Annotated in this window: 27 protein-coding genes; 18 read left to right on the top strand and 9 right to left on the bottom strand. The window is 47.4% G+C overall.

Annotated features, from left to right (window positions below):
- Positions 1–87 precede the first annotated feature (87 nt).
- The 5 genes from P8X24_RS08770 to P8X24_RS08750 are packed head-to-tail and all read left to right on the top strand — an operon-like array spanning position 88 to position 3,040.
- Entirely contained in the window at positions 88–534 is a 447-nt protein-coding gene (locus tag P8X24_RS08770) for a hypothetical protein (protein WP_372915783.1), read from the top strand.
- Between the two features lie 28 nt (positions 535–562).
- Entirely contained in the window at positions 563–703 is a 141-nt protein-coding gene (locus P8X24_RS08765) for a hypothetical protein (RefSeq protein WP_372915435.1), read from the top strand.
- Positions 685–840 (top strand): hypothetical protein, encoded by a 156-nt coding sequence (locus tag P8X24_RS08760; RefSeq protein WP_372915433.1) that lies wholly within the window; start codon positions 685–687, stop codon positions 838–840. The genes P8X24_RS08765 and P8X24_RS08760 overlap by 19 nt, the downstream gene beginning before the upstream one ends.
- A gap of 2 nt (positions 841–842) precedes the next feature.
- Positions 843–1,112 (top strand): hypothetical protein, encoded by a 270-nt coding sequence (locus P8X24_RS08755; protein WP_372915432.1) that lies wholly within the window; start codon positions 843–845, stop codon positions 1,110–1,112.
- 17 nt (positions 1,113–1,129) lie between these two features.
- Positions 1,130–3,040, top strand: a complete 1,911-nt coding sequence (locus P8X24_RS08750; protein ID WP_372915431.1) for a molybdopterin-dependent oxidoreductase — start codon at positions 1,130–1,132, stop codon at positions 3,038–3,040.
- Here P8X24_RS08750 and upp read toward each other — a convergent pair.
- Both upp and P8X24_RS08740 read right to left on the bottom strand, forming a co-directional pair.
- Complete coding sequence (upp, locus tag P8X24_RS08745; protein WP_372915429.1) at positions 3,009–3,707, bottom strand: uracil phosphoribosyltransferase; 699 nt, start codon at positions 3,705–3,707, stop codon at positions 3,009–3,011. The genes P8X24_RS08750 and upp overlap by 32 nt on opposite strands.
- Before the next feature lie 4 nt (positions 3,708–3,711).
- Positions 3,712–4,995 carry a uracil-xanthine permease family protein gene (locus tag P8X24_RS08740; RefSeq protein WP_372915428.1) on the bottom strand — a complete coding sequence of 428 codons (1,284 nt, stop codon included), beginning with the start codon at positions 4,993–4,995 and terminating at the stop codon, positions 3,712–3,714.
- An 82-nt stretch (positions 4,996–5,077) separates the two neighbouring features.
- Between P8X24_RS08740 and P8X24_RS08735 the strand changes: the two genes are divergently transcribed.
- The 7 genes from P8X24_RS08735 (at position 5,078) to P8X24_RS08705 (ending at position 9,901) form a co-directional block, all read left to right on the top strand.
- On the top strand, positions 5,078–5,842 hold the full coding sequence (locus P8X24_RS08735; protein WP_372915781.1) for an SPL family radical SAM protein: 765 nt from the start codon (positions 5,078–5,080) through the stop codon (positions 5,840–5,842).
- Between the two features lie 21 nt (positions 5,843–5,863).
- Positions 5,864–6,298, top strand: coding sequence for a hypothetical protein (locus tag P8X24_RS08730; RefSeq protein WP_372915427.1), 435 nt, complete (start codon positions 5,864–5,866; stop codon positions 6,296–6,298).
- 56 nt (positions 6,299–6,354) lie between these two features.
- The gene (locus P8X24_RS08725) at positions 6,355–7,107 is read left to right on the top strand and encodes a sulfide-dependent adenosine diphosphate thiazole synthase (RefSeq protein ID WP_372915425.1); all 753 of its coding nucleotides are present in this window, start codon (positions 6,355–6,357) and stop codon (positions 7,105–7,107) included.
- Positions 7,108–7,213: 106 nt separating this feature from the next.
- Positions 7,214–8,221 (top strand): pyridoxal 5'-phosphate synthase lyase subunit PdxS, encoded by a 1,008-nt coding sequence (gene pdxS, locus P8X24_RS08720; RefSeq protein ID WP_372915424.1) that lies wholly within the window; start codon positions 7,214–7,216, stop codon positions 8,219–8,221.
- 28 nt (positions 8,222–8,249) lie between these two features.
- Positions 8,250–8,840 (top strand): pyridoxal 5'-phosphate synthase glutaminase subunit PdxT, encoded by a 591-nt coding sequence (gene pdxT / locus P8X24_RS08715; protein ID WP_372915423.1) that lies wholly within the window; start codon positions 8,250–8,252, stop codon positions 8,838–8,840.
- 312 nt (positions 8,841–9,152) lie between these two features.
- Entirely contained in the window at positions 9,153–9,536 is a 384-nt protein-coding gene (locus P8X24_RS08710) for a hypothetical protein (protein ID WP_372915421.1), read from the top strand.
- On the top strand, positions 9,533–9,901 hold the full coding sequence (locus P8X24_RS08705) for a hypothetical protein (protein WP_372915420.1): 369 nt from the start codon (positions 9,533–9,535) through the stop codon (positions 9,899–9,901). The genes P8X24_RS08710 and P8X24_RS08705 overlap by 4 nt, the downstream gene beginning before the upstream one ends.
- A gap of 45 nt (positions 9,902–9,946) precedes the next feature.
- Here P8X24_RS08705 and P8X24_RS08700 read toward each other — a convergent pair whose 3' ends face one another.
- Complete coding sequence (locus P8X24_RS08700) at positions 9,947–10,279, bottom strand: SPASM domain-containing protein (protein WP_372915418.1); 333 nt, start codon at positions 10,277–10,279, stop codon at positions 9,947–9,949.
- A 549-nt stretch (positions 10,280–10,828) separates the two neighbouring features.
- Positions 10,829–11,245: a 4Fe-4S dicluster domain-containing protein gene (locus P8X24_RS08695; protein ID WP_372915417.1), complete on the bottom strand. Its 417-nt coding sequence runs from the start codon at positions 11,243–11,245 to the stop codon at positions 10,829–10,831.
- 135 nt (positions 11,246–11,380) lie between these two features.
- Between P8X24_RS08695 and P8X24_RS08690 the strand changes: the two genes are divergently transcribed.
- Both P8X24_RS08690 and P8X24_RS08685 read left to right on the top strand, forming a co-directional pair.
- Positions 11,381–12,085 carry an ATP-binding cassette domain-containing protein gene (locus tag P8X24_RS08690; protein WP_372915779.1) on the top strand — a complete coding sequence of 235 codons (705 nt, stop codon included), beginning with the start codon at positions 11,381–11,383 and terminating at the stop codon, positions 12,083–12,085.
- A gap of 2 nt (positions 12,086–12,087) precedes the next feature.
- Positions 12,088–13,038 (top strand): SufB/SufD family protein, encoded by a 951-nt coding sequence (locus P8X24_RS08685; protein ID WP_372915415.1) that lies wholly within the window; start codon positions 12,088–12,090, stop codon positions 13,036–13,038.
- A 35-nt stretch (positions 13,039–13,073) separates the two neighbouring features.
- Here P8X24_RS08685 and tdt read toward each other — a convergent pair whose 3' ends face one another.
- From tdt to P8X24_RS08665, 4 genes are all read right to left on the bottom strand, one after another.
- Positions 13,074–14,078, bottom strand: coding sequence for a tellurite-resistance/dicarboxylate transporter (tdt, locus tag P8X24_RS08680; RefSeq protein ID WP_372915413.1), 1,005 nt, complete (start codon positions 14,076–14,078; stop codon positions 13,074–13,076).
- Between the two features lie 70 nt (positions 14,079–14,148).
- Positions 14,149–14,544, bottom strand: a complete 396-nt coding sequence (locus P8X24_RS08675; RefSeq protein ID WP_372915412.1) for a NifB/NifX family molybdenum-iron cluster-binding protein — start codon at positions 14,542–14,544, stop codon at positions 14,149–14,151.
- Between the two features lie 578 nt (positions 14,545–15,122).
- Positions 15,123–16,490 (bottom strand): MATE family efflux transporter, encoded by a 1,368-nt coding sequence (locus P8X24_RS08670; RefSeq protein WP_372915409.1) that lies wholly within the window; start codon positions 16,488–16,490, stop codon positions 15,123–15,125.
- Complete coding sequence (locus P8X24_RS08665) at positions 16,487–16,903, bottom strand: MarR family winged helix-turn-helix transcriptional regulator (protein ID WP_372915408.1); 417 nt, start codon at positions 16,901–16,903, stop codon at positions 16,487–16,489. The genes P8X24_RS08670 and P8X24_RS08665 overlap by 4 nt, the downstream gene beginning before the upstream one ends.
- A gap of 82 nt (positions 16,904–16,985) precedes the next feature.
- Between P8X24_RS08665 and P8X24_RS08660 the strand changes: the two genes are divergently transcribed.
- The gene (locus P8X24_RS08660) at positions 16,986–17,447 is read left to right on the top strand and encodes a flavodoxin family protein (protein WP_372915406.1); all 462 of its coding nucleotides are present in this window, start codon (positions 16,986–16,988) and stop codon (positions 17,445–17,447) included.
- A gap of 1,024 nt (positions 17,448–18,471) precedes the next feature.
- Here the strand turns inward: P8X24_RS08660 and P8X24_RS08655 are convergent.
- Complete coding sequence (locus tag P8X24_RS08655) at positions 18,472–18,810, bottom strand: ArsR family transcriptional regulator (RefSeq protein WP_372915405.1); 339 nt, start codon at positions 18,808–18,810, stop codon at positions 18,472–18,474.
- Positions 18,811–18,945: 135 nt separating this feature from the next.
- On the opposite strand from P8X24_RS08655, the gene P8X24_RS08650 reads away from it, so the two are divergent.
- From P8X24_RS08650 to P8X24_RS08640, 3 genes are read left to right on the top strand one after another with little or no spacing between them, the layout of a single operon-like run.
- Positions 18,946–19,776, top strand: coding sequence for a sulfite exporter TauE/SafE family protein (locus P8X24_RS08650; RefSeq protein WP_372915403.1), 831 nt, complete (start codon positions 18,946–18,948; stop codon positions 19,774–19,776).
- 39 nt (positions 19,777–19,815) lie between these two features.
- Complete coding sequence (locus P8X24_RS08645) at positions 19,816–20,130, top strand: hypothetical protein (RefSeq protein ID WP_068324826.1); 315 nt, start codon at positions 19,816–19,818, stop codon at positions 20,128–20,130.
- 31 nt (positions 20,131–20,161) lie between these two features.
- Entirely contained in the window at positions 20,162–21,160 is a 999-nt protein-coding gene (locus P8X24_RS08640; protein ID WP_372883870.1) for an arsenic resistance protein, read from the top strand.
- The last annotated feature ends 60 nt before the right edge of the window (positions 21,161–21,220 follow it).

Raw genomic sequence — 21,220 nt, 5'->3', positions numbered from 1 at the left:
ACAACCTTATAAAAGTTAAGTGAACATTAATATACATGAATATAGTTGTAAATATTGGGGGTGAAAAATTTGAAAAATGTAAAGATTATGAGGCCAATATTCAAACCAAAAAGTGAATGTAAGTTCATACTTTACCCATACTGGATATTCCACCTACGTTTATTTTACAAACGTCTAGGAATGAAGGACAAAATCTTTGATTATTTCGCATATATCGACGCTTACAGATTCGGGGCTGAAAGGGGAAATTCATTCATCGAGATCGAGGAATGGGAGGTTCCAGAGAACACCGTTATGGAGTACCTAGTTGACTTCGAAGAGGCCAAACAAAAGGCCATTGAAAGCGCGATAACATGGGGAAACTCAAGGGTAGTTTCCTGGTGGTATCCCAGGGTTGAGGTGGTAAGGTGGGAGAAGGCCTATAAGGTCTTTTGGATAACGGGAGGTTCAATAATCGATAGTTTAACGGGCGAGGAATATTCCATAGAGAACCTTCGAAAGGCATTTAAACATTTGAATAATAAATCAATATGATTAGAAATTCAAACCAAAGGTGAATGGAATGCCAACTATAGGATTCTCGAAAATAGATGGTGGACCCGAGGAAGCCCTGAAGTTCGTGCTGAAGAAGTTGAGAGAGGAAGTTACGAGGGCACCTTTTACAGGCATCACTGGGCGGGAGACATGCCCTTTGGACTTGTGATAGCTGAAACCAATAAGGGGAAAGTTGCAGTTAGATGGTACCTTGGAAGGGAATTCACTTTTAAGCTAGAGGAAGTAAGTGAGGAGGCATTCGAGGACTTCATTGATGAAACCTTGGACTACATCGGAGGTGACTAATTATGGAAAAACTTGATTATGTAATTAGGGAATTCAATAAGTGGCATGGAAGCGAGGCTCAAGCTAGAATACTCGAAGCTAAAGAGGACGAAGTCATAATAGAGTTTAGGGGAACATTTTGCAAAACCTGCGGATTGTATGATTACTTTGATGACATAGCCTGGGAGGCTATTGATTTCGGATTAAAAATTAAGCCAGTTGAAATAATTGAGAGCGAGGAAGACTTCGAAGAAGGAAGGTACGTAGTTAGGTATAAGCTCGAGAGGGATTGAAGTTGTTTTCAGCTTGCATGAGGGACTGCTACGATACATGCTCGATAATATCAGACTTTAAGAACGGCAGACTCACGGTTAGGGGAAATCCGGAACATCCAATAACGCGAGGATTTCTCTGCCCAAAGGGGGCATTACTGCCCAAGTGGTTCCACTCAAAGGAGAGGCTAAGGAAACCATTAATCCTCGAAGGAAAGAAGGGTAGTGGAGAGTTTAGAGAGGCAAGCTGGAAGGAGGCACTAAATCTCATTGCAGAGAATATCAATGAGACTATAAGGGAGTATGGAAGTTATTCTGTACTTGTTTACAAATATGCGGGAGATAGAGGAGTCGTGAGTTATTACTTCCCCATGAGGCTCTTTCACTACCTAAATGCATCCACAATAGATGGGGCAATCTGCGATAGGGCTGGGCAGGAGGCCCTAAAGGATGTTTATGGAACGGCTGTAGGAATGGATCCAGAAAAGCTAAAGAAAAGTAGGCTAATAGTCTACTGGGGAATTAACGCTTTCTGGACTAACCTGCACGGCTTCATGCTTGTGAAAAAGTATGGACTTGAGATCTGGACGGTTGATGTCATAAGAACGGAAACGGCCAAGAAAAGTGATAAGTTCTTCCAGATAAGGCCCGATACAGATGTTCTTTTTACCCTTGGCGTGGCTAAGGTGATCATCGAGGATAGATTGTACGATAAGGAGTTCATTAAGGACAACGTCTATGGATTTAAAGAATTCAAGAATTATGTAAAAACGTTATCATTGGATTACGTGGCCCAGGAAACCGGGCTTAGCGTTGAGAGAATTGAAGAGTTTGCGAGGGAATTCGCTGAGAAGAAAGGGGTAATTCATATAGGCTACGGCCTCCAGCGCTCATTAGCTGGGGGAGAAGCAGTGAGGGCAATTGCAATCCTTCCAGCTTTAGTTGGCCATAAGTTTGGATTTATCTATGACATGAAAACCATAGACAAGAGCTACGCCCAAGCGAAATTCCTGAGAACTAAGCCTGAAAATCTAATTCCTCAGATGGAGCTAGCTGAGGCTATCGAAGATGGCGAGGTTAAGTTCCTCTATATCTACAACTCAAACCCCTTAGCGAGCTATCCAAACCAGAATAGGCTAAGAAGGGCGATCAAGAAAAGTGATGTATTCATAGTTACCCACGATGTATTCTTAACTGATACAGCCCTGTACTCGGACGTAGTTTTACCAGCCAACACTTTCTTTGAGAGACTTGATATAGTGGACTCCTACTATCACAGGTACGTTCTACTGAACGAGCCGGTCACAAAGGGCCCAGGAAAGAGCAACAGCGAAGTAACTAGATTAATAGCTAAGGCACTAGGCATAAAGAACAGGTATCTCTATGAGAGTGATGAAGCCGTGATAAAGAGAGTTCTCGCGGACAATGGAATCAGTTGGGAAGAACTAAAAAAGAAGGGATTCGTTAAAATTCCTGAAAAGCCCAGAAAGTGGAACACACCAAGCGGAAAGATAGAATTCTACTCTCAAAGGGCCGTTAGAAGGGGGTTAAGTCCGTTGCCCAAGTACGAGAGGTATTCGGGGAATTATCCGCTAAGGCTGTTAAGCCCAACCTACAGGATGACGATAACTAGCCAATACCACAACACCCACGGAATGATAGATCCAAGCCTCTACATGAACCCTAAAGATGCCAAGAAGAGGGGAATTAAAGATGGAGATAAAGTTAGGGTCTTCAATGAGCTAGGAGAGATAGTAACAACGGTAAAGCTCACGGAGGACGTTCCCCAGGGAGTAGTTCTACTATACAAAGCCTTTTGGCCTTCAATACTTGGATGGAACGTCAACTTCCTAACAACTGATAAAAAGGTAGAAAAGTACGGGAAGGGCTCAGCCTTTCATTCAACATGGGTTGAGGTCACTCGATATAGTGAACCTGGGGAAGGGTAGTTAGCTTTAGAGGCTCACCGAATGCCCTGTCACCTGCATCTCCAAGGCCAGGAAGGATGTAGCCTTTGTCGTCTAACTCTCTATCTATCTTCGCCACGAATATCTCAACGTCTGGGAACTTGCTCTTTATCTTTGTAATCCCCTCAGGTGCAGCAAGAACGCCAACGATTACAGTCCTCTTTGGCTCGCCGTACTTCTTTACTTCTTCCAACACCCTTGTCAGTGTTGATCCGGTCGCTATCATTGGATCTGCTATTATCACGGTATCTTCAGGCTTTATCTGAGGTATCTTAACGTAGTTCATCTCGATTTCGAACTTTGGAGCCTTGCCCCTTACTGCCGACACAATTCCAACCCTTGCGTGCTCAAATACCTTAATTAGCCCTTCCATTAAGGGAATTGCAGCCCTGAGGACTGTAACTATAACTACGTTCCTCCTATCCTTGACTATTATTCCCTCGGTCTCCTCCAGAGGGGTCTCAACTTTTACGGTCTCAGTTTCCATTGTCTTCGTAATTTCATAGGCCATGTACCTTCCAAGCTTGACTAGACCCTTCCTGAAGGCTATGCTACCAGTGTTCTTGTCCCTAAGCTGGGTCAGTATCTCCATAATAAACGGGGAATCCTCAAAGGAGTAAACCTTCTCCCACCTCTTATCCTCAATCATATTATCACCTCAGCAACTGATCCAAAACTATCGCCGTAATAGCACCAACGGCCATTCCGGATTCTAGTATACTCGCGATTATCCTGGGAAAGTGCTCGAGAAACTCTGGAGGTAGCTGAGGTGCACCGAGTCCAGCTATTAGTGCTGCAGCAAGTATTAGTGTATTCCTGTCATCAAGTTCAACTCTCTCCTTAATTAGCCTTAGGCCAGTCACGCTGATCATTCCATATAGGGCCAGCGTTAATCCACCTAATACTGGGGCGGGCATCGATGCTAAAATTCCAGCGAACTTGGGGAACATCGCAATGACGATCAGAATCAATCCCCCGACCTGAACCACGTACCTGCTTGCCACCTTAGTCAAAGCTACCAGTCCAATGTTCTCTGAGTAGCTCGTTGTACCGCAGGCTCCAAGAACTCCAGCTATTGAGCAGGCAATCCCCTCACTCATTATTCCCCTGTTTATGTGCCTATTGGTGATGGGGGCCTCTGCTATAGCCGAGATAGCATGGTAATCACCGACGCTCTCTATTATGCTCACCATGAACGCGAAGAGCAGTGTTATTATTGCGGTTGCATCGAATACGGGGGTTCCCCAGGGAAACAGCTTTGGAACGCTCACCGCGGGGAGCTCGTGAACTAGCTGGAAGTTCGTAAGTCCCAGTGGAATGCTAACGAGATAACCAACGAACGCTCCAACTATCACGGGCATTGCCCTTAAGGCTCCCTTAGCCTTTAAGGCTATGTAGACCGTTGTTGCGAAGGTTATTAGGGCAACTAAGGTGGCCTTAGGAATGCTTGCTCCTGAGGGATCTGCGTAGTAGTTGAAGAAGTACTTGACCGCAACGTCCGCCAAGGAGAATCCTATTAGCATTATCGTAACTCCCGTAACAAGCGGTGTGAAGAGCTTCTTCACCTTCCCCACTATGCCAAGCCCACCGACAAGTGCCTCAATGATTCCTCCGACTATTAGGGCCCCCTGGGTTGCCGCCATCCCGAGGCTGTTCCCTATGCTTATGAGCCCAGGAATGAAGGCGAAGCTCGACCCCTGAACTATCGGATACCTCGAGCCTATCGTGGTCTGGAGCAGGGTTGCAATGCCCATCGACAAGAGAACCGCCTGGATCATCAAAGCTATCTCGTGCTTTGAAAGACCGACTGCAGTTCCGACGACTAGAGGCACCGCCACTGTAGCTCCGAACATTGCAAGAACGTGCTGAAGGCCGAAGAGAACAGCTTTTTTAGATTCAACCTTCTCATCTATTTTAACCCTAACACCCGGAACCATGAAACCCGCCAAAAGTGTGTTCGCAATACCTTAAAAATTTTTAGAAAGGTTTTTAATTTAACCTTGGGAGGCTTGAAAATTGATCAAGATAATTAGGAAAAAGGTAAAGACACTCTACACCCGCTCAAAGATCCCCGGGATAGAGTGGAGCGTTAATCAGTACGTCGGCTGTCAATTTGCCTGCAAATACTGCTACGCCAAGGAGATAGTTAGAAGGGAAGAGTCCTGGGGCACTTGGGTTGAAGTTAAGGTTAACGCACCCGATCTGGCGAGGAGGAGAGTCAAAGGCACTATTTTAATGTCCTCGGTGAGCGATCCATACCAGCCAATAGAGGCCAAGCTTAAGCTCACGAGAAGCGTTCTTAGGTTCATGGACAAGAGAAACGAACTCATGATTCTAACTAAGTCCCCCTTAGTCGTCAGGGACGTTGACGTTCTAAAGCTATTCCCCAGGGTAGAGGTTGGACTTACGGTGAATTCCTTCGAGGGGAAGGAAAAGAAGCTTTTCGAGCCCTTAACTCCCATCCAAAGGGTAAGGATCAACGCGCTCAAGGCTCTATATGAGGAGGGGATAAAGAACTACGCTTTTATCAGCCCAATAATTCCTGGGATAACGGACGTTGAGGAAATAATAAGGGAAACCAGAGACTTCGTCGGTTGGTACTTCCTAGAATTCTTGAACTTGAGGAAAGCTGGAGAAGAATTCAGGAAAAATTTGGAGGAGGAGTTCCCCGAGAGCTACGCTGTGCTAACAGACTATGATAAGTTTACTAGTTACCTAAGGAGCATTAAAGATGTTCTCAAAAGACTGAACGTTAGAGTGGAGGGAATCGAAACTCACAAATAGGGGTTTCGTGAAGGGGATTTCATGCTGTACGAGGAAACCGTGCAGAGTAGGACATTCAACTTATTCTTGGCGATAATATTTGTCCCAATCCTGATAGTCCTCTTTGCCGTTAGAAACAACCCGCCAGCGGTTAGGATAGTGGGGATTGAGGCTATAATAGTGTTCGCGATAATATGGGATGTTTCAGCTCTCAACATCAGGATAACCCAGGAAGAGATAAAGATAAGGGGAAGGCTCGGCCTTCTAGTCAGGAAGACAATCAAAATAGAGGATATAGAGAGCTACTCCGTAAAGGAAGGCTGGGCCAGCTGTTTTGCTTTACTCCACTTCACGCTTCCGGCCAAGGCGTGTGTACTCATAACGAGGAAGAAGGGAATATCGGTATCTTTCTCGACCAACAGGCCGGAGGAGATAGCTTACGTCTTCTCGACCCTTAATATACCCAGGGCACCATAATACCTTGTTATAACAATGTTTTTATAATATAAAACTAAGTTTTTGCAGGGGTGCCTATGCTGAGGGATGTAACTATTAGCAGGGCTATAATCGAGAGTTACTTCAAGGATCTACTCAACAACCTCGAGCTTGACGTTGCCATAGTTGGTGCTGGGCCTTCAGGGATGGTTGCCGCATATTACTTAGCGAAGGGAGGGGCCAAGGTAGCGATCTTCGAGAAGAAGCTCTCAATAGGCGGAGGGATTTGGGGAGGTGCAATGGGCTTCAACAAGATCGTGGTTCAGGAAGAAGCTAAAGAGATCCTTGACGAATTTGGAATAAGGTACGAGAAGTTTGAAGAAGGCTACTACGTGGCTGACGCTATTGAAGTGGCAACAACCATAGCCAGCAAAGTTGTGAAGGCTGGGGTTAAGATATTCAACATGATCGAAGTTGAGGATCTGGTTGTGAAGAACAATAGAGTCTCGGGAATAGTGATTAACTGGACCCCAGTCAACATGACGGGGCTTCACGTCGATCCTTTAACTGTCGAGGCAAAGTACGTAATAGATTCAACTGGACATGGAGCCCAAGTGACTCAGTTCCTCCTCAAGAGGGGATTGATAGAGAGGATCCCTGGGGAAGGCCCAATGTGGGCAGACCAGGGTGAGAGGCTAACGGTGGAGAACACCAGAGAGGTGTACCCAGGACTGTACGTTACCGGAATGGCAGCCAATGCCGTGAGCGGAGCCCCAAGGATGGGTCCAATCTTCGGTGGAATGTTCTTAAGCGGCAGAAAAGCTGCCCAGGAGATACTTTCCAAGCTCTAACCCTCTTCTTTTTAATTTAATTAGTCACCCAAAGTGTTAACGGTAACCCTTATATGCAAGTTTTAACTTGATATAAATTGAAAAGCTTAGACTTGAGGTGATCCGTATGGACAAGCTGAAGGTAATCATGGAGAAGGGAACTGAGAGGCTGAAGAGGGGTTTCGCAAAGATGGTTAAGGGCGGAGTTATCATGGATGTTACAAATGCAGAACAGGCAAGAATAGCTGAGGAGGCTGGTGCCGTTTCAGTCATGGCCCTCCACAAGGTTCCCGCAGATATAAGAAAGGCCGGCGGAGTAGCGAGGATGGCCCCTGTTGAGAAGATTCAGGAGATAATGGATGCCGTGACAATTCCAGTAATGGCCAAGGTCAGGATAGGGCATGAAGCAGAGGCAAGGATCCTTGAAGCGTTGGGAGTTGACATGATTGATGAGAGCGAAGTCTTAACTCCAGCAGACCCGTTCTTCCACATCTACAAGAAGAAGTTCACTGTCCCCTTTGTTTGCGGTGCGAGGAACCTTGGTGAGGCCGTAAGAAGGATTTGGGAAGGAGCTGCGATGATAAGAACCAAGGGAGAGGCGGGAACTGGAAACATAATCGAGGCTGTAAGGCACGTAAGGCTGGTGAACGAGAACATAAGGCTCATTCAGAGGATGACTGATGAAGAAATTTACGGAGTCGCCGAGAAGTTCGCCGAGCCCTACCTGAGGCTTGCGTTTAGCGTCAAGGAGATAAGCGGTCTTCCAAAGAGGGTTCTAGAGAACGAGCCAATTTACGAGGGCTTCACGTACAGGGAGATCGTTGAAGGACTTTATAAGATCCTCCTCGAGATCAAGAAACTTGGCAGGTTACCAGTCGTTAACTTCGCCGCCGGTGGAGTTGCAACTCCAGCGGATGCAGCCTTGATGATGGCAATGGGAATGGACGGAGTGTTCGTAGGTTCAGGAATCTTCAAGAGCTCAAACCCACCGGCGATGGCGAGGGCGATAGTTGAAGCCGTTAACCACTGGGACGAGCCAGATGTCCTTGCGGAGATAAGCAGAGAGATAGGAGAGCCAATGAGAGGTCAGGACATAGCGGAGCTCGAGGTAAGGATGGAGGAGAGGGGCGTTTAATCCCCTTTTTCTTTTAGGAGGTTTTAGAATGAAGGTAGGGGTTATTGGAGTGCAGGGTGATGTCAGCGAGCATATTGATGCCACAAAGAGAGCTATGAAAAACCTCGGGGTGTCCGGAGAGCCAATTTGGCTCAGGAAACCAGAACAGCTTAAAGAGATAAGCGCGATAATAATCCCTGGGGGAGAGAGCACTACAATTTCAAGGCTTATGCAGAGGACAGGATTATTTGAGCCTGTGAAAAAGCTTATTGAGGATGGGCTGCCAGTGATGGGAACATGCGCGGGATTGATAATGTTATCCAAGGAGGTAATTGGAGCAACTCCAGAACAGAAATTTCTAAAGATCCTTGACGTGAAAGTTAATAGGAACGCCTACGGAAGGCAGGTAGACAGCTTTGAGGCACCCGTGAAGCTTTCCTTTGATGATGAGCCATTTATAGGAGTCTTTATAAGGGCTCCCAGGATACTTGAGTTACTTAGTGACAAGGTGAAACCCTTAGCATGGCTCGAGGACAGGGTTGTGGGTGTTGAGCAGGACAATATCATAGGGCTAGAATTCCACCCCGAGCTTACTGACGATACGAGGATCCATGAGTACTTTTTGGAAAAACTTCTCTAATGCTCCCTTCCTCATCTTTAAGTATGAATTTCTGGAACTTCGTAACTCCTACTCACGATTTTCTCCCCTGAAGCCTCGAGACCTCTGTAATATGGGTACATAAAGGGACCGGTCCCCAAAGGATAACACTTTCATCAACCCAATTAACTTCTGTAAGCCCTTTGGGCTCCCCATGCTTCACTATTTCTTCCCAAAAATGCTTATTTATTATACATCCTGGGTCATCTCCTTTCAAGTCAAGAGTGTAATGATAGGCCCTTGCGCAAGAAAACAGGCGGGGGTATCCTCCCAAACAGGAGGTATGTTGATGGAATGGCAAAACTCATTTATTCAACACTTCAGTCAGCAAAAAAGCTTGGGGTGGACATTCAAAAGCTCGAGCTTTCGGACTGGCTTTTATTCCAGTGCGAGGGTGAGAAGGACAAGAAGGGGAATCAAAACATTCGCCTCTACAAGGACAAGGTGGAAGTGCTCACTTTTGATTACTCCAAGAATTCTGAGAGGATAAAGCTTGACGTGAAGTTTTCGAGAGGGTATAGGAAGGTTCTTGATAGGATTGTTGAGCTTTCGGTGAGTGGAAAGTTCGCGTACCCGGCAAGGGTCATTGTGAAAGAAGCGAACTTCTACCCTCACAGCATGCACGTTTTTGGAGAAATTCAAGTCATGACTCGCCTTGACTTTACCATGAAGTTATGAAGCGATTTGAGAGCCCTTTGGGTGATAATATTGGTGGAATTGATGTAAACTCTGACAGGGTAAATCTCGCAATCGTGAACAGGAGTGGTGAACTCCTCGACAAAGTGCTTGGCTACCTGAAGTATTACTGGATCAGGAATGGTGGGAGGTACGGGGGGAATTACAATTACAAGGTTGCCACGTTCAGGAATTCGGTGATTGAGAGAATCGCGTATAAGGCTCCACTTTACGGACTTAGGGTGGTTTTCGTAAACCCCGCCAGAACTTCTACCGGCACGGAAGAACTGCAGAGAAAGTTAGGGTTAGACAGGCATGCAGCATCCGCCTACATAATAGCCCTCAAAGCACTAAAAAGAACAAAATGATACACAAAGACACTAATAACGGAAACAGCCCCCTCCTAACTATCACTATCGCGAAGGATATTGAATATCTTGTTGTTTTCCCATATCTTCATTGAATGATCTATTTCTGACATTTCCAATTGGTAATGGAAGGAAAACACAAGGAACTACGGTTCCATCTGGCTCTATATCAGCGTGATCTGTCCCGCCCTTAAGGGCGGGGCTTCGTGAGACTTCACCGGGAGTACCCTCACTCTCAACGGCTATCCTTCCGGAATCGTCGGCTACCTTCCTCAAAATTATGGTGAGGTATTTAACTTCGATCTTAGAGTGTCTGCATCCCCGCCCTAAACGGCGAAGTTTTCGGGAGAAATAAAGCACGAAAAGCTTGGCGAGCAAGTTTACCTCCCAAACCATGTGTTCTCTGAGGTTTATGGCTTTTGTACTATCTCCTAGCACGGTAATTTTCTTCAGGCCCAAAAGAAGGGGAAGCAGTGAAAACTAAGGATCCATTAATTGAAGGAATAGTGGGTTTCCTTGGCAATCCTCTCGGCGTCAGTAAATGAGGTATAATCAGCCATGCTCTTATAATGCTCGGCTACGAACCAAAAAGGTCGCCGCAATGACGGCATTGCCCGTGTTCTTCCCGTTCCTCAGCGATTTTCTAACCTACTGGAGAGTGAAGACGCTGGATTGGAAACTGTTCCTCTGGGTTTCAATTTACCATAGCTGGGGGCTGGTTTGGAACTCATCTGATGACTTCAAAATAAGTTCAGAACAGGTAAAAAAGATAATAGGGGGTCATAATGGACCTTATAACCCTAGATGATTGTAATTATAGGTTAAAGACCCTTCTACCCAGGTTTTCCATTATTTCCTACCTTAGAGAGCTAGTGATTTGGTAGAGAGAATTCCCCCATTCCCTGTTAACTAGGGCACGATATCCCCTCATCCCTCTGGAGTGCTCTTGATTTCTTCTTCGCTTAGGTGATTCTTGGGCATTATGGAATCAACGATTTCAAAGGCTTTTTTAACCACCTTCGCTTTTGCTACCCATTTCCTCACATAGGCTTTATCGGGGAATTCTATGGCATCACAGGGACAGAGCATGGCGCAGGTGCTACATCCAACCATACAGTTGTAGGGCCTCGCAACAACTGGTTTCCCCTTCTCCTTATCCCAGTCGAATACCCTTCTTCCACATGTTACAAAGCAAAGACCGCATCCCGCACATCTGTCGTAGTTTATCCTCGGATACCACTCTATCTTCTTCCTATCAACTCCCCACCATGGGATAACGCTTAAATCTTTAACTGGCCTCCCAAGTGCATCTTTCCCGATGATGGGAGCCTCCTCACTGGACATTGTTATCACCTCAAGGAAAAGATACCGACATTAATTTAAAATATTTTTCATATGTCATTGTTTTCAACCAAAAGTTTTGGTCAATCCTGGGCAGAAAATTTTAAGTTAATTTCAAATGAAATTCTGGGGATGAAAATGCTCTGCCTAAGGAACGTTGAATACTCAAGGGATGGTAGAAAAATTCTCCACTCAATAAACATGACCTTCAGAGAGGGGATAAGCTACTCAATACTTGGGCCGAATGGCGCAGGGAAATCCACCGTAGCACGCATTTTAATTGGAGAGCTTAGACCCACATCTGGCCATGTTCTCCTCGACGGCGAGGACATAACAGAACTGAGCGTTACAGAAAGGGCAAGACGGGGAATAAGCATGGCCTGGCAGGAGCCGGCTCGGTATGAGGGCATAACCGTGAGGGACTATCTTACCCTCGGTGGGAAGCTCAGAATAGAGGAAGATGAAATACGGGAAGTCCTTGAACTTGTAGGCTTGCCCTACGAGCTTTATGCTCGCCGCTTTGTGGATAAAAGCTTGAGCGGCGGTGAGAGGAAGAGAATAGAGCTCGCATCGCTTCTTCTCCTTAAACCGAGGTATGCAATTCTCGATGAGCCTGACTCGGGCCTCGACATAACGGCCAAAGAACTCATAGAGCGGGTTCTCAACTATTTCCAGAAGTACGGTACCACCGTGATACTCATCACCCACCACGAGGAGATAGCAGCCAAAACAGACTTCTCATACTTCATCTGCGCAGGCAGATTGGTGAAGAAAGGCTTTTCACATGAGGTCGTTGACTACTATCGGAAGACCTGTAGAAGATGCTCCTTCCCGGAGGGCTGAGGATGACGATAAAGATTGATCTCACTAGAGAATACGAGGCGTTAGTTGAGGCCTATCAGCGAGAAGGTCTTGACACCTCCCTTTTTGAGGGCAGAATAGCAGCGATAATCATCAGCGGAGACAAAATCATCGGGCTCAACAATGTTCCAGGGGTTGAGATAAAGGGGGAGGAGATTGAGAACGGGGTTAAAGCTGAAGTTAAAATCGCGGACAACGTTGAGCTTCCCTTTCCCGTTCACCTTTGCACTGGTTATTTGAAAAGCGAGGGGTACCAGAGGGTTGTCTTTGACATAAATGTCGGCAAAAACTCGAAGGTTAAATTCATATCCCATTGCATCTTTCCCTACGCAAAGAACTTCGCCCACGAGGCGGTGACAAGGATAAAAATTGGAGAAGGTTCAAGCGTGCTCTACGACGATGAACACGTGCACGGCGAGGGTGTAAGGATGATCGGCAAGACAGAGGTGGATGTGGGCAGGGGTGCCCGCTACACGGGGAGGTTCTCTCTAACGAAGCACAGGGCAAAGAAGCTGAAGCTTGAGATGATCGCGAGACTCGATGAGAGGGCTGTTCTTGAGCTTGAGTCGAAGGTGAAGGCAGTTAAAGATGATTCAGTTGAGATAAAGGAAGTCGCCTATCTGGAGGGGGCACACTCAAGGGCAAAACTAAGGAGCACGGTTATAGCCTTTGACAGGGCAAGAGCTAACGTCATAAACGAGGCCTACGGCCTCGGTGACTATGCAAAGGGCCACGTTGAGTGCCACGAGATTGTTAAAGGTGATGCTGACGTTCAGACCGTTCCTCTCCTAAGGGTAAAGAACGACAAGGCCGAGCTCACGCACGAGGCATCCATAGGAAGGATAAACGAAGCCCAGCTCATTCAGCTCATGGCTAAGGGTCTAACAGAGGATGAAGCGGCTGAGCTCATTATAAAGGGTCTCTTGGGAGAATGATAGTTTAAATCTAACAATCAATAAAAAGTTAAAAATCATTCGAGAAGCACGTGCTTTACAGTTTTTACACCCGTGATCAGCCACATCGCCAGTAGAAGCCAGTAAAGAACAAAGCCAAAGCTGTCTATAATTCCTATACCAAAGGCTGTACCAACGTTGTGCGTTGCCCCCACGTAGGCTCCGAGTGGGAAGATGAAGGCCCACCAAGCCAGACTATAGGGTAAGTTGAGTTTTCTGATGTAGTAGATGGTCATCATGATGGCCATCACCAGCCACCAGACGCCAAAGCCCCAGAATATTAAACCGAACGCCAGGAAAGGCTCTTTAACTGTTAGGAACTCACTGGCTTTGACGAGTGCGTAGAGAGCTGAAGTTCCTGCTCCAATGGGTCCGAGGTTTATCCATACAGCTGGAGCCATACCACAGGGCATCGGTTCGTGTCTTATGAAGCGGAAAAACACTATCGCGAACAGGCCCAAATAAAGGAAGAAGCCAGCCCCCCAGGCGAAGTAGTTAACCGCATAGGCGATCTCCCGGGCAGTTCCAGAGAAGCTTGAGATTAGGCCCGCACCTCCCATGGGAATCACGATAAGCCCCACGGGGGGAATGAACCAGGCTGGGGTAACGGACTTGAGGTCTATCTCCTTCTCCACGAACATCAAATAGGGTATTAGCAGAGCAAAGAATATCGTTAGAACTGTCCCAGGGATCCAGAATGCCTTCGCGATGGTGGTCTTTTTGAGTATGACCAGATAATCGGCCGAGAGGACGAGCATGGCCACTGCTATCGTCCCGTAAAAGTGGCTCACCATCGGATGTTTTAGGTCTTCTAAGGCGTTTTCCGTGTACTTCACCCATCTGAGAAGCCATGGAATTAGAAGGATGAAGAATAGGAGGGTGTTGAGGTAGACGAGGAACTTCGCAAATCCAGCTAAGGCTGGAAGCCTCGATGAGTACGCTTTGCTCGTCAAAGCTAAAGCTCCTGTTCCCATAACGCTCGCGAACCAGCTAGGAGCAAAGTCCTTTATACTTATCCTCATTTACTTCACCAGAAGATTGCACCATATGAAAAATTTTAAAGATTTTTTGAACCCCTCGTTAGAAACCATCTCACTGCCCGGGCTTTTCGCATCCCTCCCTTTCCTTTTCGCGCTCTATCTTCTCCTTCCAGTGAGGATCTAACTCCAGAACCTGATGTATAAAGGCCTCAACCACGTCTCTTATTCTTCCATAGGCCCCAGTAACGACTTCTATGCCGAGCTCGTTGAAGAATGAAATCGCTTTATGCCCCATTCCATAAGCAAGGACGACTTCTCCTCCGTGCTCCTTGACGAACCTTGGAAGATCCCCTGGTCCATGCTCCTCGAAAGGAACCTCAACGACCTCCGCACCTTTAATTTCGTTGTTCTCAACGTCAACAAATACAAAGTACCTTGCCCTGCCAAAGTGTCTACTCACTTCGCTTTCTAAGCCTTTATCATCAACGGCTGGAACAGCTATCCTCATGTTACATCACCCGTTTAATTGAAATTTTTTTCTCATATAAGCTTTGTGCATAGGCACAAAAGATTGAGATGCTTCTTCTGCCAATATTGAGTGACTCTTTTTCAAGCCTTGTCCGTTAGGGCGGGATCCAACTACCCAATTGGTCTTTAACTGTCGAAGCCCTATTGGAATGTAGGCTTGGGGAGGTTACCAAGGAACTTCAAGTCAAAGGGTAATAGGACCAAAATCGAGCCTGCGGGCTGGAGCTGGAACTAGCAACGGAAGCAAGTGACGAGTCCATAAACCTTCCCGCCTTAGCTTGGGTATTACACAAAAAACTGTTAAAGGTGACTCTCCCACCGTGAAGAGAGCGTTTTCTGGCTAATAATGAAAAGGTCTAACTCATAATGAAAGGTCCTTTGGAGTATTAGTCAAGTTTGCTAAACATTTTGACGTGTGAAAACGAAGGTTAATTTGAGGAAAGCCACGCCAACGGTGATAATTGAGGGATCAAAAGCCGATGTAGAAACTAAGAGGGAGTTAATAAAGAGGGTGGATGGAAAGCTTCTATCAGATATAATACCCATATTCTATTTATTTCACCTCAAAGCTCGTCTTAGTGCCCTTATTCTTACTCTTCCCCAGGTGAAGCCCATAACAGCTGCCACCATGTTCCCGACAACTATCCCCAGCCAAACTCCCCTAAGGCCGAGCCCCAGGTTCACGAAGGTATAAGCGAAGCCAACCTGCATGACCAAAGTTCTGAATATCGTTAAAATCAGAGACTTCTCTCCTTCACCTATGCCTTGGAACATTGCGGAGGTCATCATGCCGAAGGGTGTTAGGAGTAAAAATATTGGAAGGGTTCTGAGGGCGGAGATGAGTTCCTGCTTTATCACCTGTGCTATCTCGGAGTACGTGAAAAGATAGGCCACTTGAGGAGCGAAGGCCATTATGAAGGAGACTACGCCAAGCTCTATCATGAATGCTATCTTTATTGCGTAGAGGTAGGCAGCTTCCAACTTTTCAGTGTTTCTCTCCCCGTAAGCGGCTCCAGTTACTGCAGTTGTTGCAGCAGCCATACCAAGTATTGGTACTATTCCGAGCATCGTAACACGCCAAGCACTGGTAAAGACGGCAACACCATTTTCCCCGCCCGCCATTATCGCAACGCGGTTGAGGAAGAACATCGCTATAGACATGGAGAGCTGAGAGAGTGAGGCAGGAAGACCAACACGCAATATGTCCTTAAGGATTTCCCAGCTCGGCGAGAAGTCTCTGAGGGTAATCTCAACGTAAGTGTCCCTCTTGATGAAGAGCCAGTAAGCAATGAAAAGTGAAGTGATTGTCATGGAGAGCAAGGTTGCGTAAGCGGCACCAACGATTCCAAAGTTTAGGGTATAAATAAATATTGGGTCAAGAACTATGTTGAGTCCTGAACCAAGCACCATTGCAAGCATTGCCCTGTTTGCATCTCCTTCTCCCCTTAGGATACCGTTTCCGACGTTGTTGAAGACGGCCATAAAAGCCCCAATAAGGAGCACCCTCGCGTAGGCTGTGGCCAGCTCAACGACATCCTCTTTGGCGCCCATTAACCTGAAGAACGAATCTATCGTGGGGAGCATGACAACCGGTATAGCTACACCCAAGAGGAGCGAGAGAATGATGGCGTGCACGGCAACGTTGTCGACTCCTTTCTTGTTTCTGGCTCCAATCCTCCTCGCTATCGCGGAGCTCGCGCCCACACCAAGACCTGCGGCGAGTGCTATGATCCCCGTGAAAATCGGGAAGAAAAGTCCAACGGCGGCCAGAGCGTCCGGGCCGAGGCCAGAGACCCATATTCCGTCGGCGAGGTTATATATTGTCTGCACCAACATGCCTATCATCATCGGGATTGAGAGCTTTATTATGGCCTTTTTCGGGTCGCCCCTTAAAATCTGGACACCCTTTGTCATCTTTCCACTCATCTGTTTCCCTCCAGACCATTTATCGCTTTTTTAAGGAGAGACAGAAATTCAGATTTTTCTTTGCGAGCCATCCGGGAGAACATCTTTTCCTCAAGCTCCATTCCAGCCTTCTCGATGGCCTTTAGCATCTCAAGGCCCTTGTCGGTTAGTTCAATAGTATACGCCCTCCCTCTGCGCTCCCTTTTTACAATCCCCTTTCTCTCAAGGGAGGAGAGCACTTTTGAGGCCGTTGATTTGGAAACGCCCATTTCTCTCAGGAGGTCTCCCTGGGTCTCTGTACTCTTCAGGTGCATCAGGGCTTTGAACTCAAGAAAAGTAATCCCCAGTTCCTCAAGCCTATCTTCAAAGATCTTCCTCATGGCCCAGTAAAGCTCCGATATAAGGTCGCATGCCTTTTCTTCTTCTGCGGGCATAGTTTCAATTGAAACTTTTGGGTTTAAAAGCATTCTTGGAAACTCATATTAACCTCAACAGGGAATTTAGTCAGGGATGCCCATGAAAACACTCATTGTCTTCTACTCACGGAGCAGAACTACAAAACGAATCGCCCAGGAGGTGGCTAAGGCCCTTAACGCCGATATTGACGAGATCATTGACAAAAAGCCCAGGAAGGGAATTCTTGGCTTCCTCATAGCCGGTTATGACGCAACGATGGGTAAAACTACAGAGATAGAGTTTGAGAAAGACCCTCTCAGCTATGACCTCGTGGTCATTGGCACACCTGTCTGGAACGGTTGCGTGACTCCTGCCATAAGGACCTACCTACTCCAGAACCGGGGGAAGATTAGGAACGCCGCCTTTTTCTGCACGTGCGCAGGAAGGCCCGGAAAGTGCCTCGAGCAGATGGAGGAAATCCTTGGCAAGAGGCCCGTCCTCAGGAAGATCCTGGTGAGAAAAAGGCTAGAGGAAGGGATAAAGGAATTTGTTGAGGAGTTGAAGACCCTAAGTGGTTCTTGAGCTGTGCTGGAGAGTTTGATAAGGAGTTGAGCTGTAGGAACCCACTAAAATCTTGAAGCTAGTCCCGTCCGACAAGTGGTTTGGAATGGCCAAACTCACGGCTGAGAAGACATAAATATAGGTTCAAATTGGTTTGAAGCTTTCAGAATCCTCTTACGTTTTTAAGGCGAGAATAGACTGGTGAGATGTTATGAGAAAATTGTTTTCTGTGCATTTATAGTTTGACCTCTCGAGAAAGCAGTAAATTCTGAGAGAACCGTTAAAAGACTCCTTGAAATCTCCCACATCAGTGTCTAAGAAGATCCCTCACACCCAGCGAGTTTACTTGTACGCAGTCTGTGAGGAGGATCTTGTGAGGAGGCTATCTTGGTAGTAAAGAAAGCGCAGGGCTAGAAGCTGGCGAGCACAGAGTACTCCCCCGGAAGAGAGCTTATTCTCAAAGCTCACCGGAAAATAGCTTGATACACTGCTCCCGACATACAAGAGTTGCTACTTCGACAATCTAAGGAGGATTACTCTAAGGGAGCTCGCCGGGATACTGAACCTCCAGCCCTTCAACTGTAAAGGAGCATTTAAGAAAGGCACAGAAAAAAATCCTTGGAGAGCTTGTAGGATGTCCTCTCCGAGTGCCATTTGGGTGTTTTATCTTCTGCTAGCCTAATTATATGAGCGAAGGCACCATCTCAGACGAATTGGTTGTTGCTGAACATGTGCAACCGCCCATGTGCGGGGTAAATATAACTGTGTGGAAATGTGCTCGAGTGTTGATGCGTTCAGAATTCTCTTGATTGTTCAAAAGGAGGGTGATTTAGTTGAGAACATGGAAAGGAGAGCCAGGAAAGGAAAGAAGCCCTATTAAGCTTCTTGTGACAGAATTACCAGTTGTAGCATTTAATTTCCGCCCGTGATCCTTTTCCCAAGCTCTACTATTTAAGTGGTAGCTGGTAACGATTATGGTAGCTTCCCCAAGACAGAAAGACAGAGACAATTAGAATGGGTGGGCTCTGAGGTTCCTTTTTTAGACTCATTCCCTGAATATCTCTCCAGTAACGAGATCTATCCCTATTTTTCTGATCTTAAGCTTCCAGAGCTTCTCGGGTGCCCCTCCCCCCTCCTCTCGATAGCCAGCCATCTCAATTATTCCCATATCTTCGAGGGCCGAGAGGTGGTAGTAGAGCGTTGAGCGGGGCATGTTAAAGCCCCTCTCCTGTAGGGCTTGATATATCTCATTAGTCCCCTTAACACCTTCTCCAAGGATTTTTATAATGCTTCGCCTCGGTTCGGCCATCAAAGGTTTGAGCATCATCATCAGGTTCTTAAGACTAGCCATGTTGCCCATCATCCATCTTGGCACTCCCACCACCGTTGATTATTACTCCCCCATCTTTATAAAATTACCGCTTTCGGGCAAGTTTAGCTCGAATATTATAGAAAACTTTATAAAGACTTTTGTGATATTACAAAACAGGAAACATGGAGGGATGAAAAGATGTTGGGAATGGTGGTACTCACCTACATCCTCGCGAGTGTATTCGCGATAGCTGGAATGGGAGCGGCAGGGGTGCTCATACCCAACTACATAGCTATAGGATTGAGCGTTCACGCGGCCATGCTACTCGGGCTGGCCCAAAACACCGCGGAGCTGACCGTTGCAACTGCCATGAACTGGAAGAAGGGCCTCATAGAATGGAGAAATGTTGCAAGGGTATTCGTTCCCGCGGCGCTCTTCGTGCCTTTAGGGGCGTACGTGAATGTCCACACCCCAAGGATCCTCGTACTCGTCGCCCTTGCATTGTTCTTCCTCTTTGCTATCTACCGCATGGTTACCGGTGGAGTAGCAGAGAGCAAAGATGGATGGAAGACATACTTACTGGGAGCCATTCAGGGCTTCACCGCGGGGCTCATAGGTGTGGACGCATCGCCAATAGCAATCATAGCTTTCTCATACCTCTTCAGAAACCCGAAGAAGGTCTCGGCGAACACTGCGGCAACTGCACTCGGAGTTTCGGGCGTTACCCTCCTGACGTACGCTCTCTTGCTCCCAAGGATACCTATAGCCACGGAAACTCTCGTGGCAGTGGCGACTGCGGGCTTCCTCGGTGGGGTAACGGGTACACTCCTGATGCACAGGGTGAAACCACTCTACGTCCGCTATACAACAATGGCATTGCTCTCGCTTGCAACCGTTGAGATAACGGCGAAGATACTCACGGCGAACGTGCCCGAGACACTCCACATACTCAGCGTGGGGGTAGTTGTGAGCGGCTTCCTGGCCTTCCTGTGCGGAATGGGGAGACACATGGCGAGAAGGCCCTTCCCCTCCCCGTGACCCTTTCGTTGTTTGAGCAAAAAGTAGGAGGTAGTTGAGATGCCGTTCGGTGTTCCCGGATGGAAGTGGAAGGTTGGAAGGTTTGGCTACGTGATGGAAAAGGAGCCGAGCTACGAGGAGATTAAGGCAAAGGCGAAGGCACTGCTCGAGAAGGCCACGAAAGGGCCCGCGTGGCACTGCCGCTGCGGAACCTTCCACGTCCCCCTGCTCGTTGAGGGGGAGATAGTTGGAGAGCTCTGGGAGGACGTTGAGCCGAGAGAACTCGAAGTCGGCGCTTACTGGCACGGAAAGTGGGGAACGAAGGTCCAGCTCGTGAAGAATGGAAGGGTGGTGGGCCTTCTCTGGCTCGCCTGAGCTTTTATTTTTCCAATAGAAGGTGGTCGGGATGAAAGTTGTGAAGTTCCTGAAGGATAGGATGATTTACATCGTCTTCACGCTCATAATCTTATCGAGTTACGCTGGCATCTATCACAGGGAGGTGTTTCTATCTCTCAAATGGACGCTGCCAATTGCGCTCTTTATGATGCTCTTCCAGCCGATGGTTTTCATGGACATAAGAAAAGCTTTCACGACGAGAACCGAGATAAAGACGAAGTACCTCGTAGCATTGACAGCCTTCTATGTCCTCCTCTTTCCAGCACTAACGTGGCTCCTCCTCAAGTTCTGGCTTGCGGTAATGCCGAACACTGACCCGAGGTTGCTCGCGGGGATTGTGCTGATAAGCCTCGCTCCACTCCCAAGCTCTGCTCCAGCATTCACGAACCTCGCGGGTGGAAAGTTCCAGCTGACGCTCGTCGGCGTCGTGTGGACGTTCATCCTCTCGCTCTTTGTCATGCCTGTTTACGCCAAGCTGCTCCTCCACACGCTCATAAAAGTCCCCATGTGGCTACTCCTCAAGTCGCTCGTCCTCTACATCATAGTGCCCCTCGTGGCAGGCCAGCTAACGAAGTACGCGGTTGTGAGGTGGAAGGGAAAAGAAACCCTCATGAAGCTCAAGGAACCCCTTGTGGGCCTCTCGCTCCTCGGCATGTACTGGATGATAATCGTGGTCTTCGGCATAAACGGGAAGATGATAGTCGAGAAGCCGGAGGTTATAGTCGTTGGAGCGCTCATAATGAACGCATACTTCCTAACGCGTGCGGCCATAGCTTACTTCACCGGAAAAGCGCTTGGCTTTCCTCTAGAGCACATCATATCTCTCGTATATTCAACCGGCTCCAACATGACCCTCGCGACGGCGATGGCAATAGGGACGTTTGGCTCCCTCGCGGCCGTTGGAACCGCCTTAGGAGGTCCCTTCAGCGACATGATACTCATGATACTCTTCGTAAGGCTCTTCGCCAGCCTGAGGGCGAAGTGGGCGGAAAGTAAGAAGCCAATGTGATTATCGAAGGCTCTAAGGCCTGAGAAGCTTTTCACAGCACCTACTCAGGTTGCATCCTCG

The sequence above is a fragment of the Pyrococcus kukulkanii genome (assembly GCF_041647995.1).
Lineage (GTDB): Archaea > Methanobacteriota_B > Thermococci > Thermococcales > Thermococcaceae > Pyrococcus.
The sequence above is the reverse complement of the archived record's forward strand: the minus strand, read 5'-3'. Positions and strand labels throughout refer to the sequence as shown.

Excerpts from the sequence above, each read along its gene's own strand:
- P8X24_RS08770 (WP_372915783.1), top strand. The coding sequence starts at position 88 with ATGAGGCCAATATTCAAACCAAAAAGTGAATGTAAGTTCATACTTTAC.
- P8X24_RS08765 (WP_372915435.1), top strand. The coding sequence starts at position 563 with ATGCCAACTATAGGATTCTCGAAAATAGATGGTGGACCCGAGGAAGCC.
- P8X24_RS08760 (WP_372915433.1), top strand. The coding sequence starts at position 685 with ATGCCCTTTGGACTTGTGATAGCTGAAACCAATAAGGGGAAAGTTGCA.
- P8X24_RS08755 (WP_372915432.1), top strand. The coding sequence starts at position 843 with ATGGAAAAACTTGATTATGTAATTAGGGAATTCAATAAGTGGCATGGA.
- P8X24_RS08750 (WP_372915431.1), top strand. The coding sequence starts at position 1,130 with ATGAGGGACTGCTACGATACATGCTCGATAATATCAGACTTTAAGAAC.
- upp (WP_372915429.1), bottom strand. The coding sequence starts at position 3,707 with ATGATTGAGGATAAGAGGTGGGAGAAGGTTTACTCCTTTGAGGATTCC.
- P8X24_RS08740 (WP_372915428.1), bottom strand. The coding sequence starts at position 4,995 with ATGGTTCCGGGTGTTAGGGTTAAAATAGATGAGAAGGTTGAATCTAAA.
- P8X24_RS08730 (WP_372915427.1), top strand. The coding sequence starts at position 5,864 with ATGCTGTACGAGGAAACCGTGCAGAGTAGGACATTCAACTTATTCTTG.
- P8X24_RS08725 (WP_372915425.1), top strand. The coding sequence starts at position 6,355 with ATGCTGAGGGATGTAACTATTAGCAGGGCTATAATCGAGAGTTACTTC.
- pdxS (WP_372915424.1), top strand. The coding sequence starts at position 7,214 with ATGGACAAGCTGAAGGTAATCATGGAGAAGGGAACTGAGAGGCTGAAG.
- pdxT (WP_372915423.1), top strand. The coding sequence starts at position 8,250 with ATGAAGGTAGGGGTTATTGGAGTGCAGGGTGATGTCAGCGAGCATATT.
- P8X24_RS08710 (WP_372915421.1), top strand. The coding sequence starts at position 9,153 with ATGGCAAAACTCATTTATTCAACACTTCAGTCAGCAAAAAAGCTTGGG.
- P8X24_RS08705 (WP_372915420.1), top strand. The coding sequence starts at position 9,533 with ATGAAGCGATTTGAGAGCCCTTTGGGTGATAATATTGGTGGAATTGAT.
- P8X24_RS08695 (WP_372915417.1), bottom strand. The coding sequence starts at position 11,245 with ATGTCCAGTGAGGAGGCTCCCATCATCGGGAAAGATGCACTTGGGAGG.
- P8X24_RS08690 (WP_372915779.1), top strand. The coding sequence starts at position 11,381 with ATGCTCTGCCTAAGGAACGTTGAATACTCAAGGGATGGTAGAAAAATT.
- P8X24_RS08685 (WP_372915415.1), top strand. The coding sequence starts at position 12,088 with ATGACGATAAAGATTGATCTCACTAGAGAATACGAGGCGTTAGTTGAG.
- tdt (WP_372915413.1), bottom strand. The coding sequence starts at position 14,078 with ATGAGGATAAGTATAAAGGACTTTGCTCCTAGCTGGTTCGCGAGCGTT.
- P8X24_RS08675 (WP_372915412.1), bottom strand. The coding sequence starts at position 14,544 with ATGAGGATAGCTGTTCCAGCCGTTGATGATAAAGGCTTAGAAAGCGAA.
- P8X24_RS08670 (WP_372915409.1), bottom strand. The coding sequence starts at position 16,490 with ATGAGTGGAAAGATGACAAAGGGTGTCCAGATTTTAAGGGGCGACCCG.
- P8X24_RS08665 (WP_372915408.1), bottom strand. The coding sequence starts at position 16,903 with ATGCCCGCAGAAGAAGAAAAGGCATGCGACCTTATATCGGAGCTTTAC.
- P8X24_RS08660 (WP_372915406.1), top strand. The coding sequence starts at position 16,986 with ATGAAAACACTCATTGTCTTCTACTCACGGAGCAGAACTACAAAACGA.
- P8X24_RS08650 (WP_372915403.1), top strand. The coding sequence starts at position 18,946 with ATGGTGGTACTCACCTACATCCTCGCGAGTGTATTCGCGATAGCTGGA.
- P8X24_RS08645 (WP_068324826.1), top strand. The coding sequence starts at position 19,816 with ATGCCGTTCGGTGTTCCCGGATGGAAGTGGAAGGTTGGAAGGTTTGGC.
- P8X24_RS08640 (WP_372883870.1), top strand. The coding sequence starts at position 20,162 with ATGAAAGTTGTGAAGTTCCTGAAGGATAGGATGATTTACATCGTCTTC.